Consider the following 12636-nt stretch of genomic DNA (forward strand, 5'->3'; position numbering starts at 1 on the left):
GCGCCGACGTCGCCTTCTGGACCCGCCCGCCCTTCGGCTTTGTGTGGATGCTGGCCCTGGTGGGCCTGGCCGTGGCCGTGGGGGTGTTCCCCATCATCCGTCGCCTGCTGCAGCGGCTTGAAACCCTGCAGCGCAGCGTGCAGCGATTTGGCGAAGGCGATCTTTCGGTGCGGGTGCCCGAACAGGGGCAGGACGAAGTCGCCGACCTGGCACGCCAGTTCAACGCGGCGGCGGCCCGCATCGAGGCACTGGTCAAGACGCACAAATCGCTGCTGGCCAACGCATCGCACGAACTGCGCTCGCCGCTCACGCGCATCCGCATGGGGCTGGAGCTGATGGGCGGGCAGCAACCGTCGCCGGCTTTCCGCGAGGAAATCCTGCGCAACATCGCCGAACTCGACCAGCTGGTCGACGAGATCCTGCTGGCCAGCCGCCTGGATGCGCGCGAGGCCGACGTGGGCACCGTGGAACTCGTCGATCTGATCGGGCTGGCAGCGGAGGAATGCGCCCGTGTGGGCGCTGACCTCGACGTCAGTGCCAGCCTCGAGTCGCTGGAGGTGCGGGGCGTGGCGAAGCTGCTGCGCCGGGCGCTGCGGAACCTGCTTGAAAACGCGCGCCGCTACAGCCAGGGCGAGATCACGGTGGTGGCGCAGCGCCACAACGGGCAGGCACAGGTGCGCGTTCTGGACCATGGCCCCGGCGTTCCCGCAGCCCTGCGCGATCGCATATTCGAGCCCTTCTACCGGCTGCCCGGCGCGAGCGAGCGGTCGGGGGGCGTAGGCCTGGGTCTGGCGCTGGTGCGCTCGATTGCGGGGCGGCACAACGGCACGGTGCACTGCGAAGACCGCGAAGGCGGCGGTGCGTGTTTCGTGCTCAGCCTGCCTCTGCATGCGCAGACGGCGGCAAAGCCGCCCGTCGCACCGCAGCGCACTCCGCCGGCCGGTTGAATTTGCCGCCCGGGGCTGCAACGCAAAAGGGCATATTTCACAGCACTGCCCCCACGGGGCGAAGGCGCAGCTGCCCGTGGTGCCGCGCCTGAGCGCTTCATCCGGCGGTTACGGCCCCCAGGGCCCGGCTTCAACCACACATGGCCTCTACCCGTCCGGGGCTCCGCTGCGTGCGGCAGTGTCAGGAAGCAGCCGTTGCCCCAGCGCATTCCGACAGCGCGGCATCGAGCCGTTCGACGCGGTTGCGGCCCGCCCGCTTGGCGGCATACATGGCCTGGTCGGCCACATCCACCATGGCCTGTGCGCCCGTGCCCTCGTCCGGCACGCGCGTATGGGCGCCGATGCTGACGGTGACACGGATGTCTTCGGGCTCCCAAGGCATGGTCAGCCGTTCCACCCGCGCGCGCAGGTGCTCGGCCACCACGCCTGCCCCGGCCGCATCGGTGCCAGGCAGCAGAGCGAGAAACTCTTCGCCTCCGTAGCGGCCGATGAAATCCTGCCCGCGCAAGCCGCCCTTCAGGCACTGGGCGACCGCCGCCAGAACCGCGTCGCCCGCCACATGGCCGTAGGTATCGTTGACGCGCTTGAACCGGTCGATGTCCATCATCAGCAAGGCCACGGGCCGGCGCTCGCGCACGGCCTGCGCCAGGGTACGCTCCAGCTCGGCCATCAGCGCCCGCCGGTTGGGCACGCCGGTGAGCGGGTCCAGCAGCGCCTGCTGCTGGTGCTCGGCATCGGCCCTCTCGCGGCCCATGAGAATGAAGCCCATGGTGCTCAGGACAAGCCCGGCCAAACCCATCGCATGGCTGCCCACCTGAATGAAATGGGCGGTCTTCAATTGGGCCACTTCGTTCCAGCCACCGACGATCCCCAAGGTTCTTTGCAGGTACAGCAGCGACACCATGCCTGCCCCGATGGCCAGCAGCAGCCGTCCGCGCTCGAGCACCCCGTTGTCGCGCCGCAGCACTTCACGGGCCACGAGGAAGCCCTGGATGGCAAAGAGTATTCCGCCGAGCGCCACCCGGGGCTCTGGCCGGTCGATGTACACCACCGACCCCACCGCGGCGGCGGCCACTGGCAGCAGGGTCTTCCAGGGTGAACAGGGCCGGCCGAAAAACCGGCAGATGGCTACCAGCGACGCCGAATACGACGCTGCCAGCAGCGTGTTGCCGGCCACCATCAACGCAGGCAAACCGGACGAGGCCAGCGTGTTGACAATGAACAGCGGAAAGGCCACCGCGATCATCATCACCCCCGCGCCCCACTGCGCCAGCCCATCGTCGCGCCACCGGCCCCAGCTCACCACCAGCATCGCGGCCGCCATCGACAGCGAGACCACCGGAAACATGAGCATGATGGTGGAAACATCGATGGGCATGGGTTCTTTCGTGGGCCAGCGGTCAGGCCGTCCGAACAGAGACGGCGCCGGGCATCCCGGCATCCGCCGCGGCGGCATGTGCACGAGGGAGCAGTGCAGCGCGCAGCGCCACCACCGGGGCCCAGCATGCGCCCACGCGGCCGAGGAGCCCAGTGGAGGGGCAACTGAAGACCTGCGCAACGGTTGGCATGCCAACGGCGGCATCGTCGGTCCGTTGGCATACCAAGTGCAGCGCCGGCGCGCCACCCCACCGCGGCGCCGACGTGCGGGAGAGTGTCCGGTCACGGCGCAGTGCCGCCCGTGCGGGCATGATCCACGCACTTCGCCCCCAGGAAGGGGCGCCACCAGGTGCAATCTCGGTGCCCTTGCCCTGGCGCTCAGACCGTGCACCGCCCCACACTTGATCGAACCACGCCAGTCGGCTGACAACGCCGTACCGGATGCAGCGCGGCAGCCGTGCCACCGCAGTCATCTCAGCGGGCGCCGCCACGGCGCGCAAGGGGTACAGATCGACGAAATCCATGGCGGGGGCATCACGGTTGATGAAGAAAACACTGCAGCGCCCTGCGGGGGGCAGTCCCACGCACTCCGCCATCGCCACGGACGGCGGGTGTAAATCATTCTATTCGGTGGACCAGGCCAAAACACCCCGTCCAGATCAGTCCAGGCCCCACTTTTCCGCTCTCGCGCAGCGCCTGCTTCGGGCGTGACACGCCCATTGTTCCAACCCCTGGACCGGGCTTTGAGGGAAACGCACCGGTGCCGAAAACCCACGTGGCCGGTCGCAGCGTGGCGGGCTCGGGCGCGTGCAAAATCTCCTCCTGCGCGACCGTTCGCAAACCCGCTGTCAGTGCATGCGGGCGTGTGCATGCGCCCTTTCAACGGGCAAGCCCCTTGTCGCCCGACCGCCGCAGCAGCCCGGGGCCGGAACAGAGAGAAACGATGCAACATATTTTGGTGGTGGGTGGCGCCGGCTACATCGGCTCGCACATGGTGTGGCTGCTGGGCCAGCGCGGCATACAGGTGACGACGTTCGACAACCTCAGCGGCGGGCACCGCGACGCCGTGCTCCATGGCGAACTGGTGGTGGGCGACATGGCCGACCGGGCCCTTCTTGACCGCGTGCTGTCTAGCCGACACTTTGATGCGGTCATGCACTTTGCGTCGTACATCCAGGTGGGCGAATCGGTGACGGACCCCGCCAAGTACTACCTGAACAACGTGGCCAACACCATCGGCTTGCTCAATGCAATGCGCGACCACGGCGTGGCCAGGTTCGTGTTCTCGTCCACTGCGGCAGTGTTTGGCGAGCCGCAATACAGTCCCATCGATGAGCGCCATCCCCGGCAACCTATCAACCCCTATGGGCGCACCAAATGGATGGTCGAGCAGGCGCTGGCCGATTACGACCGTGCATATGGACTCAAATCGGTCAGCCTGCGCTACTTCAATGCGGCGGGCGCGCATCCGCAGGGCCTGCTGGGCGAACGCCACGAACCCGAGACACATCTGGTTCCCCTGGTCCTGCAGGCAGCCGCCGGGCGGCGGCCCCACGTCACCGTCTTCGGCCGCGACTACGACACTCCCGACGGAACCTGCGTGCGCGACTACATCCACGTCATGGATCTGGCGCAGGCCCACTGGAAAGCACTGGACTACCTGGCTCGCGGTGGCTCCACATCGGCCTTCAACCTGGGCAACGGGGACGGCTACTCGGTACAGCAAGTGGTGGACACCGCCATGGCCGTGACAGGCCGGTCCATCGCGGTGCAGGAAGGTCCCCGAAGGGCGGGCGACCCGGCGCGGCTGGTCGCCGATGCCAGTCTGGCGCGCAACGTGCTGGGCTGGGAACCGCAGTACGCCGACCTCACCACCATCGTGCGCCACGCCTGGCAATGGGAATGCCGCCACGCCGGTGGCACCTGGGCTTAGCGCCGACCCCGCCGGCACAAATTCAACCTCGAGCGCGCAAGGGCGCGCCTGAGGACTGGCGCGCAACTAAGGGCTAGCGCGCTCGGGGGTTGCAGGCTGGATTTGGGCCTGCCGTTGCGGCGAGAACATGGCCTCTGCCGCCAGCCACGCCATCATGAAAATGAAAAAGTGGTTTTCGCGTGAGCTCCACAGCGGTGAGTTGATCAAGCTGTCGATCAGGAAGATGACAAAGAAACTCACCAGCAGTCTCTGCTGCGGCGGACGCGCCCGACGTGCGGCCCACAAGGGGGCAAATACCAGAATACCGAACAGAACCAGCCCCGCCAGCCCATGCTCCACCCAGAAAAAGAGAAACTGGTTGTGGGGATGCCAGCGACCAAAGACGCACCACTGGGGCGCGTCCACCGCATGGCACCACTGCACGTGGTAACTGCCGGTACCCCAGCCGGTGAGCGGGCGCTTTTCGATCAGCTCCCAGGTGTTCTTCCAGAAATTGATGCGCCCGCCGATGCTCGTGATCTCCATGCGATCGCTCGTGCGCGCCTCGGCAATCGCCAGTTGCACCCGCTGCTGAATGGTCGCAGATGTCCACACCACCCCCACCAGGCCAGCCGCCAGGGCGCACAGCGCCATCCACCGCCGCCACCCCTGTGTCGCCAGCAAAGAGAAAGCGAGCACTGCCGCCGCCAGCAATACATAGCCGGTGCGTCCGCTGGACAGGTGTGTGATGCTCACGGCCGCCAGCAGGGCCGCCGCCCACCAGGCTAACCTCTGCCACATTGCGCCGGCGCGCAGCCCCCGGTCCAGGGCGACCACCACCAGAAAAGTCATCATGAGGCTCTGGGTGATGTAGTCACCCACCACCGTGTGGTCGACGCCCCATCCTTGGTTATGGGTCTTCGACCAAGGCAGATCGAACCAGATATTGGCGTACACCGAGGCGAGCACAAGCAGCATGGCCAATGCAAATGCCGTCATGCACCGGTAACGCCATCGGGCATCCGCCATCAACGAAATGAATACAGGCAACAATAGCAATTTCCCATATTTGCTGACATGCAGAAATATATAATCCCAACCAGCACTGGTATATAGAATACCCACCAACACAAGCCCGTATAAACCAAGGCCCGCCCATACGACAGGTTGTTTCTTTACAGCGTTCCAGTGGCTTTGTACCCTGCCTCCACACAGCCACAACAAAGCCGTCAGCAGCATGGCGATATAACCCAGCGCCATCGAGATGGGAAACAAAAAAAACGCCGCCACCAAGCATCGTGGAGCAGCGTTGTCAGAGATGACTCTTATTGTTTTGCAGGAAAATTCCATAGACTCAAACGTTCATGCCGGTCGTTGCACGCCCGTTGGCGACTTGCCAAGGGCCTTGAGAAAGGCGTCCGTGCTTTGGCATGCGTGCGCATGCCTTATGATTCGTGAACCCGGCTTTTGCCTCCAGCCTCGGAAGACACCCCATGAAACTCCCCGTAGTATATGCCATGCACTGGGACAACATTCCAGAAAATATTCTCAAGAAGCAACGGTCTGTATTCGATCATCTTCAAATAGAACTCATACAGGAAAATGCGAACAAAATATCGCACGGCACCTGGATGAACGATGTCATTAAAAGAAAATCATCCGATGACATTATTATCTTCTGCGACATCGACGCTTTCCCGATGCGGCGCAGCGCCTATTTAATGGCCGTCGAGAACGCAGAGCGGGGTGCAATATTCGGTCTGGCGCAATTTTCCAACCATAAAAAAGGGACCGAGCTGTATGCAGGCCCGATGTTCATGGCTTTTCGCAAGAGCACCTGGGAGGCCATGGGAAGCCCCGCGCTCAAGTCGAGCACGGACCACGATGCGGCAGAGGTGATGTCCGCGCTTGCCCGCAAGGAACATGTCGATCTGGTGCTCTCGCGCCCCTCCTCCTGTCTGATTCCGAAATGGGCCCTGGGCAACGAGGGCGTGTTCGGCATTGGCACTTTTTACGGCGAGTGCGATTTCTTTCATCTTTTTGAATCCCGCAAGCCAGCTTACGAGTTGATTTTCAGCGAAGTCGCGGACGATGTGGTGGCCGATCGGCCGCTGAATTTCCGTCGCTACCTTGAAATCGTCGAGACGCTCCAGCCGCCCGAAGCGGAACGCGGTCGCGCAGGACGGGCACAGGGATTCTGGCATCGGCTCTTCAAGTAGCGCTCCCGTCCAAAGACAAGGTATGCGCCTGCGGCGCGCTCCACTTCTCTCTCGCCCCAACGCCATGCCCCTGCCCCTTTGCTACATCAACCTCGCACGTGACGAGGAACGGCGCGCCCGCATCGAATCCGAACTGAGGCGGCTGTGCCTGCAAGGCGACCGGATCGACGCCGTCTGGTGGGCCGGCGTGCCCACCGCCCAGCAGTCTGCCCTCTACTCGGAGGCGCTCAACCGCCGGCAATACTACAAGCCGCTGGTTGCAGGAGAAAAAGGTTGTTATGCCAGCCATCTGGTGGCATGGCAAAAGCTGCTGGACAGTACGGCGCCCGCCATGATCGTGCTCGAAGACGACATCCGGCTGGACGACCGATTTCTGGAGGTGACCGACGCCATTGCCCAGCTCGAGGAACCGTGGGACATGGTCAAACTCATGGGCCGCGAGCACGAAAAGGTCCGCGCGCACCGCCCGCTCACCGCCGGTACCGAACTGGTCGAATACCGGCGCATTCCCAGCATGACCGCCGGCTACGTGGTCAGCCGCTCAGGGGCCGCCAAACTGCTGGCGAGCCGCAAGCCGTTCGGACGCCCGATTGATGTGGATTTGCGCTTCTGGTGGGAAAACGACTTACGCATCCTGGGCGTGGTGCCGCCAGTGCTCATTCTGGACGACACCAGCCTCGTCAGCAGCATCGGGCAAAAGCCGCCCCGCCTGGGCGTTGGCGCCAAATGGCGCAAATTCCGCATGAAACTGCGACTCACGGCGCTCAACGCCTGGCACCAGGTGCGCCCACCACGCTAGCGCCCAATATCCTGCTGCGCCAGCGTGACACGCCCATTGCGATGCACGTCGGCCAGCAACTGTTCGTATTGCGCCTGCATCACTGAAACGTCAAAGGCCTTTTCCGCCTCTTGGCGCGCCGCCGCCGCCATGGACTCCGCCAGTTCGGGCGAGCGCAGCAACCGCTCGATGGCGCTGGCCAGCGCCTGAGCATCGCCCTCGGGCACGAGCAGCCCCGTGCGCTCGGGCGCAATCACTTCCCGCACCCCCACCACGTCGCTGCCGATGCAGGCGCAACCGGCAGCCATGGCCTCGGTGAGCGCGAGGGGCATGCCTTCGTAATGGGTCGAAAGAACGAAAAACTGCTGGCGCATTAACAGCTTCGGAAGGTCCTGCACCTGACCAAGAAACTCGACCTGCCCGGTGAGTTGCAAACGATCGACCAGGGCCCGGGTCTGCTGCTGCAAGCGCTTCTTGCCCAGGCCTGCCAGATACAGCCGGGGCCGCAGACCTTTTTGCGCCAGCAATGCAAGCGCTTGAACCAGTGTGGCATGGTCCTTCTGGCGCGCGAATCTCGACGCCATCACCACGCCCGCCTCGCGCTGCGTCCAGGGAACGAGGCTGGCGGCAGGAAAGCGCTGCAGATCGATGCCGTTGGGAATGGCCACGCAGCGGTCGGAGGGAAAGCCCAGCTCGACCAGGCGGGTGCGCACCCCGCGCGAGACGCCCACGCTCGCAGCCGTGCGGCGGGCAAGCCACAGCGCCTGCGCCAGACGCCAGCGCGTATAGCGTTCACGCGAGTTGTGTTCGACATGGATGAGTTGCGGCGTACCAGCCAGCAGGCCTGCGTACCGCCCCCACAAGTGCTCGCTGAAGCCGTGGGCCACGAGGATGTCAGGGCGCCAATCCAGCGCGATGCGGCGCAGTGCCCACACCGTGGCTGCGTGCGCCCAACCCGGCACGACCCGCACATCCAGCCCCTGCGCCTGCAAGGCACGGATGCGCACTGGGTCGGTGTTGCGCTTGCGCCGCAACACCAGCAACACTTCCATCGAGCCCGTGCGCTTCGCAGCCAAGCACAGGTCCACGGCCACCTGGGTGGCGCCCGAGAAACCGCCGGTCACGAAATGGAGAACGCGCAAATTACCTCCTGCTCAGCGCCCCGCCGCAGCAGGAACGCGGCGCGCGTTGACACACACGGCCCCCGGGTACGCGGCAGCCGTTGCCGCGCACGCCTGTGCCCGCGCCGAGGTCAATGGCCGCCGTGGGCCACCTCGCCGGCCTTCAGACGGTACACCGTACCGCAATACGGGCACTTGGCCTCGCCGGCGTGGGCCACGTCCAGGTAAACCTTGGGGTGGCTGTTCCAGAGCTTCATGTCGGCCTTGGGATTCGGGCAGAAAACACCGCCCTGGGTATTCAGATCCTTGGCCAGGAGTTCAACTACAGCTTGCGACATGGTTCAGACCTTGGTAAGCCAGTGGGCGTACTTGGGATTGCGGCCATTGACAATGTCAAAGAACGCACTCTGGATTTTTTCGGTGATGGGGCCACGGCGTCCCACATAGTCGTCCTTGCCGATCTCGATGCGGTCCAGCTCTCGGATGGGGGTGACTTCTGCCGCCGTGCCGGTGAAGAAGGCCTCGTCGGCGATGTACACCTCGTCGCGGGTGATGCGCTTTTGCACCACCTCGAGTCCCAGGTCCTTGCAGATGTGGAACACCGTGTTGCGCGTGATGCCGTTGAGCGCTCCGGCTGAAAGGTCGGGCGTGTAGACCACGCCGTTCTTCACGACAAAGATGTTCTCGCCCGACCCTTCCGAGACGAACCCGGCAGCGTCCAGCAGCAGCGCCTCGTCGTAGCCGTCGTCCGTGGCCTCAGTGTTGGCCAAAATGGAGTTGGTGTAGTTGCTCACCGCCTTGGCCTGCGACATGGTGATGTTGACATGGTGGCGCGTGTAGCTGCTGGTCTTGACGCGGATGCCGCGGGCCATGCCGTCCTCGCCCAGGTAGGCGCCCCAAGCCCACGCCGCCACCATCAGATGGATGTCGTTGCCCTTGGGGGACACGCCCAGCTTCTTGTCGCCGATCCAGGTCAGGGGGCGCAGATAGCACGACTCCAGCTTGTTCGCGCGCACCACGTCCCGCTGCGCCTCGTTCACCTGGTCCTGGGTGAACGGAATCTTCATGCGCAGGATCTTGGCGCTGTTGAACAGGCGCTCGGTGTGGTCCTGCAGGCGGAAGATGGCTGTACCCTGGGCCGTGTTGTAGGCGCGCACGCCTTCGAAGGCGCCGCAGCCATAGTGCAGTGTGTGGGTCAGCACATGGATCTTGGCATCGCGCCAATCGACCATCTGGCCGTCCATCCAGATCTTGCCGTCACGGTCGGCCATCGAGGGAACTACGGGGCTCATGGGTGTCCTTTGGTTGCTGGATTTCGCAAAAACGAAGATTTTACGGGGCCGCAGGCCCCTGGTCGCCGCCTTGCGGCTCGGCGGGCGCCACCGGGCGCTCCAAGGCCCATTTCACGAGCTTGCCGTTGCGGAACTCGCAGGTGACGTGCGAGTGGGAGCCATCGGTCCAGCGGTAGACCTCGGGCTGCTCGTTCTCGGGCGACTGAAGCGCCCCCAGAGACCGCGTCATTGCCACCACGTGCATCAGGCTCACGCCGGCCTGGAGCTTGGCGTTGAGCATGACGGCGCTGCCCACATGGCCGATGGGGCGGTCGGAAGCCTTGCGCAGCACGTTCATGAGCCGCGTGAAATGCAGCAGGGCCCACATGAGCACAGCCCCGCCGATGGCCGCCACGCCCGGCCACCCATACGACCGAAAGCCCATCACCACCAGGATCACCAGCCCCAAGGGCACCAGGATGTTTCGAAAATTCATGGCTCCATTGTCTTACGCCGCCCTGCACATCGGCGTGTGGGGAGTGCGTATGCGCGCGCTCTAACCCAGCTCCCGCACCACATTCATCGCCTCTTCCACGCGCTCCACCGCGTGGATGGTCAGGCCCTCGATGGGCTTCTTGGGCGCATTGGCCTTGGGCACCACGGCCACGCTGAAGCCCAGCTTGGCGGCTTCCTTCAGGCGTTCCTGCCCGCGCGGGGCGGGGCGCACCTCGCCCGCCAGCCCCACTTCGCCAAAGGACAGGAAACCCCGTGGCAGCGCTTTGCCCCGCAGGCTGGAGGTGATGGACAGCATCACCGCCAGATCGGCCGCCGGCTCGCTGATGCGCACGCCGCCCACGGCGTTCACAAACACGTCCTGGTCCATGCAAGCCACGCCCGCGTGGCGGTGCAGCACGGCCAGCAGCATGGCCAGGCGGTCCTTGTCCAGGCCCACCGACAGGCGGCGTGGGCTGGGACCACCGCTGTCCACCAGGGCCTGGATTTCGACCAGCATCGGGCGCGTACCCTCCAGCGTCACCATCACGCAACTGCCGGGCACGGGCTCGGAATGTTGTGAGAGGAAGATGGCGCTCGGGTTGCTCACGCCCTTGAGGCCCTTTTCGGTCATCGCGAACACGCCGATCTCGTTGACGGCGCCAAAGCGGTTCTTGATGGCACGTACCAGGCGAAACTGGCTGTGCGTGTCGCCCTCGAAGTACAGCACCGTGTCCACCATGTGCTCCAGCACACGCGGGCCGGCCAGGGCCCCTTCCTTGGTGACGTGGCCCACCAGAATGACGGCAATGCCCGTGCCCTTGGCCATGCGCGTGAGGTGCGCCGCGCATTCGCGCACCTGGGCGACCGAGCCCGGCGCGCTGGTGAGATGGTCGGAGTACGTGGTCTGGATGGAGTCGATGACGACCACGGCCGGCTGCGTAGCGTCCACCGTCGCGAGGATCTTTTCGAGCTGGATCTCGGCCAGCAGCTGCACCTGGCTCCCCTCGATGCCCAGGCGCCGCGAGCGCAGCGCCACCTGGGCGCCACTTTCCTCGCCCGTCACGTACAGCGTGGGCAGGCCCGCGCGCTGCAGCGCGTCCATGGCCTGCAGCAGCAGGGTCGATTTGCCAATGCCCGGATCGCCCCCGATGAGCACCACGCCCCCTTCCACAATGCCGCCGCCCAGCACCCGGTCCAGCTCGTCGATACCGCTGGGGGTGCGCGCCACGTCCTGGGCCTCGATGGCGGCCAGTGGCATCACGGCCTGCGCATGGGCGAGGCCGGCGTAGCCCTGCGGCGTGCTCAGGCGGTTCTTGCCCGGACCGGCCTCGGCCACCTGCTCGATCAGCGTGTTCCAGGCGCCGCAGGACGGGCATTTGCCCAGCCAGCGCGGGCTGGTGCCGCCGCACTCGGTGCAGGTGAACGTGGTTTTTTCTTTGGCCATGGCAGGTAACGGGTGGGAGCCCCAAGGGGGGCAGCCGACTATAGCTGCCATACCGACACCGATCTCCCGCAGCCCGTACGATGGCGGGCTTGGCAACGCCGCACGGAGCTCAGATTGCAAACCCCTCACAACCGTTTCAAACAGGCACTGGCCCAGGGCCAGACCCACATTGGCCTGTGGCTCGGCCTGGCCGATGCCTACAGCGCCGAAATCCTTGCCGGCACCGGCTACGACTGGCTGCTGATCGACGGAGAACACGCGCCCAACGATCTGCGCTCCATCCTGTACCAGCTGCAGGCCATCGCCAGTGCAGCCAGCGCCCTGCCACCGGGCGCGCAGCCCCCCACCCCGTTGCGCGCGTGCCGGTGGGTGACACGGCCCTCATCAAGCAGTACCTGGACCTGGGCGTGCAGACCCTGCTGGTGCCCATGGTAGACACGCCCGAGCAAGCCCAGCAGCTGGTGCGCGCCACGCGCTATGCGCCCGAGGGCGTGCGCGGCATGGGCAGCGCGCTGGCCCGCTCGTCGCGCTGGCAGGCCTATCCCCAATACGTGCACGAGGCCAACCAGCAGGTCTGCCTGCTGGTGCAGGCCGAGACGGTGGAAGCCATGGCCCACCTCGATGCCATTGCCGCCACGCCCGGTGTGGACGGTGTGTTCATCGGCCCGGCCGACCTGTCGGCCTCGATGGGCCACCCGGGCAACCCGGGGCACCCTGATGTGCAGGCCGCCATCCACGACGGCATCACCCGCATCCTGCGCGCGGGCAAGGCGCCAGGCATTCTGGCCACCACCGAATCGCAGGCGCGGCAATGGCTCGCGGCGGGTGCGCTGTTTGTGGCCGTGGGCGTGGATACCATGCTGCTGGCCAGCGCTGCGCAGGAGTTGCTGGCGCGGTTTCGCACGGGTGCTGCCGGCACGGCCCCGGCGCGCCCCGCAGGTTACTGAATCCCTGCCCGGCGGCAGCCGCCCCTAGCACCACCTCACACAGAACCACAAAGATCACACCCAGATGAAAGCATGCATTTACGGCGCGGGCGCCATCGGTGGCTGGCTCGGCATGGCCCTGGCCC

The 12636-nt window shown here is 65.4% G+C and carries 11 protein-coding genes and 1 pseudogene; 5 read left to right on the forward strand and 7 right to left on the reverse strand.

All coding sequences use genetic code 11. The features are described from left to right. The coding region (locus ACDELDRAFT_RS13340) for an ATP-binding protein (protein ID WP_005797607.1) at positions 1 to 947 on the forward strand (947 nt) is incomplete at its 5' end. Positions 948 to 1128: 181 nt separating this feature from the next. On the opposite strand, the gene ACDELDRAFT_RS13345 is transcribed toward ACDELDRAFT_RS13340, so the two are convergent. Further along, entirely contained in the window at positions 1129 to 2325 is a 1197-nt protein-coding gene (locus ACDELDRAFT_RS13345; RefSeq protein ID WP_005797609.1) for a GGDEF domain-containing protein, read from the reverse strand. Positions 2326 to 3267: 942 nt separating this feature from the next. Here ACDELDRAFT_RS13345 and galE point away from each other — a divergent pair. Next, positions 3268 to 4257, forward strand: a complete 990-nt coding sequence (galE, locus tag ACDELDRAFT_RS13355) for a UDP-glucose 4-epimerase GalE (protein WP_005797611.1) — start codon at positions 3268 to 3270, stop codon at positions 4255 to 4257. A gap of 66 nt (positions 4258 to 4323) precedes the next feature. Here the strand turns inward: galE and ACDELDRAFT_RS13360 are convergent, their stop codons facing one another. Beyond that, positions 4324 to 5526, reverse strand: a complete 1203-nt coding sequence (locus ACDELDRAFT_RS13360) for an O-antigen ligase family protein (protein WP_198403246.1) — start codon at positions 5524 to 5526, stop codon at positions 4324 to 4326. Between the two features lie 203 nt (positions 5527 to 5729). Here ACDELDRAFT_RS13360 and ACDELDRAFT_RS13365 point away from each other — a divergent pair, with 203 nt between their 5' ends. Together ACDELDRAFT_RS13365 and ACDELDRAFT_RS13370 are read left to right on the forward strand one after the other, a co-directional pair. Beyond that, entirely contained in the window at positions 5730 to 6455 is a 726-nt protein-coding gene (locus ACDELDRAFT_RS13365; RefSeq protein WP_005797615.1) for a hypothetical protein, read from the forward strand. A 64-nt stretch (positions 6456 to 6519) separates the two neighbouring features. Beyond that, positions 6520 to 7254 carry a glycosyltransferase family 25 protein gene (locus ACDELDRAFT_RS13370; protein WP_005797617.1) on the forward strand — a complete coding sequence of 245 codons (735 nt, stop codon included), beginning with the start codon at positions 6520 to 6522 and terminating at the stop codon, positions 7252 to 7254. On the opposite strand, the gene ACDELDRAFT_RS13375 is transcribed toward ACDELDRAFT_RS13370, so the two are convergent. From ACDELDRAFT_RS13375 to radA, 5 genes are all read right to left on the reverse strand, one after another. Next, complete coding sequence (locus tag ACDELDRAFT_RS13375) at positions 7251 to 8375, reverse strand: glycosyltransferase (RefSeq protein ID WP_005797618.1); 1125 nt, start codon at positions 8373 to 8375, stop codon at positions 7251 to 7253. The genes ACDELDRAFT_RS13370 and ACDELDRAFT_RS13375 overlap by 4 nt on opposite strands. A 110-nt stretch (positions 8376 to 8485) precedes the next feature. Continuing rightward, a complete protein-coding gene (locus ACDELDRAFT_RS13380) occupies positions 8486 to 8692 on the reverse strand; it encodes a zinc-finger domain-containing protein (RefSeq protein WP_005797620.1) in 207 nt (68 codons plus the stop codon). Positions 8693 to 8695: 3 nt separating this feature from the next. Then, a complete protein-coding gene (locus tag ACDELDRAFT_RS13385) occupies positions 8696 to 9646 on the reverse strand; it encodes a branched-chain amino acid transaminase (RefSeq protein ID WP_005797622.1) in 951 nt (316 codons plus the stop codon). Positions 9647 to 9686: 40 nt separating this feature from the next. Beyond that, positions 9687 to 10121 carry a hypothetical protein gene (locus ACDELDRAFT_RS13390; protein ID WP_005797624.1) on the reverse strand — a complete coding sequence of 145 codons (435 nt, stop codon included), beginning with the start codon at positions 10119 to 10121 and terminating at the stop codon, positions 9687 to 9689. 60 nt (positions 10122 to 10181) lie between these two features. Continuing rightward, on the reverse strand, positions 10182 to 11564 hold the full coding sequence (gene radA / locus ACDELDRAFT_RS13395) for a DNA repair protein RadA (protein ID WP_005797626.1): 1383 nt from the start codon (positions 11562 to 11564) through the stop codon (positions 10182 to 10184). Between the two features lie 114 nt (positions 11565 to 11678). Between radA and hpaI the strand changes: the two are divergent. Further along, a pseudogene (gene hpaI, locus ACDELDRAFT_RS13400) lies at positions 11679 to 12511 on the forward strand (4-hydroxy-2-oxoheptanedioate aldolase). The last annotated feature ends 125 nt before the right edge of the window (positions 12512 to 12636 follow it).

It is taken from the genome of Acidovorax delafieldii 2AN, from assembly GCF_000175235.1.
GTDB classification, from domain to species: domain Bacteria; phylum Pseudomonadota; class Gammaproteobacteria; order Burkholderiales; family Burkholderiaceae_C; genus Acidovorax; species Acidovorax delafieldii_B.

Excerpts from the sequence above, each read along its gene's own strand:
- ACDELDRAFT_RS13345 (WP_005797609.1), bottom strand. The coding sequence starts at position 2,325 with ATGCCCATCGATGTTTCCACCATCATGCTCATGTTTCCGGTGGTCTCG.
- galE (WP_005797611.1), top strand. The coding sequence starts at position 3,268 with ATGCAACATATTTTGGTGGTGGGTGGCGCCGGCTACATCGGCTCGCAC.
- ACDELDRAFT_RS13365 (WP_005797615.1), top strand. The coding sequence starts at position 5,730 with ATGAAACTCCCCGTAGTATATGCCATGCACTGGGACAACATTCCAGAA.
- ACDELDRAFT_RS13370 (WP_005797617.1), top strand. The coding sequence starts at position 6,520 with ATGCCCCTGCCCCTTTGCTACATCAACCTCGCACGTGACGAGGAACGG.
- ACDELDRAFT_RS13380 (WP_005797620.1), bottom strand. The coding sequence starts at position 8,692 with ATGTCGCAAGCTGTAGTTGAACTCCTGGCCAAGGATCTGAATACCCAG.
- ACDELDRAFT_RS13385 (WP_005797622.1), bottom strand. The coding sequence starts at position 9,646 with ATGAGCCCCGTAGTTCCCTCGATGGCCGACCGTGACGGCAAGATCTGG.
- ACDELDRAFT_RS13390 (WP_005797624.1), bottom strand. The coding sequence starts at position 10,121 with ATGAATTTTCGAAACATCCTGGTGCCCTTGGGGCTGGTGATCCTGGTG.
- radA (WP_005797626.1), bottom strand. The coding sequence starts at position 11,564 with ATGGCCAAAGAAAAAACCACGTTCACCTGCACCGAGTGCGGCGGCACC.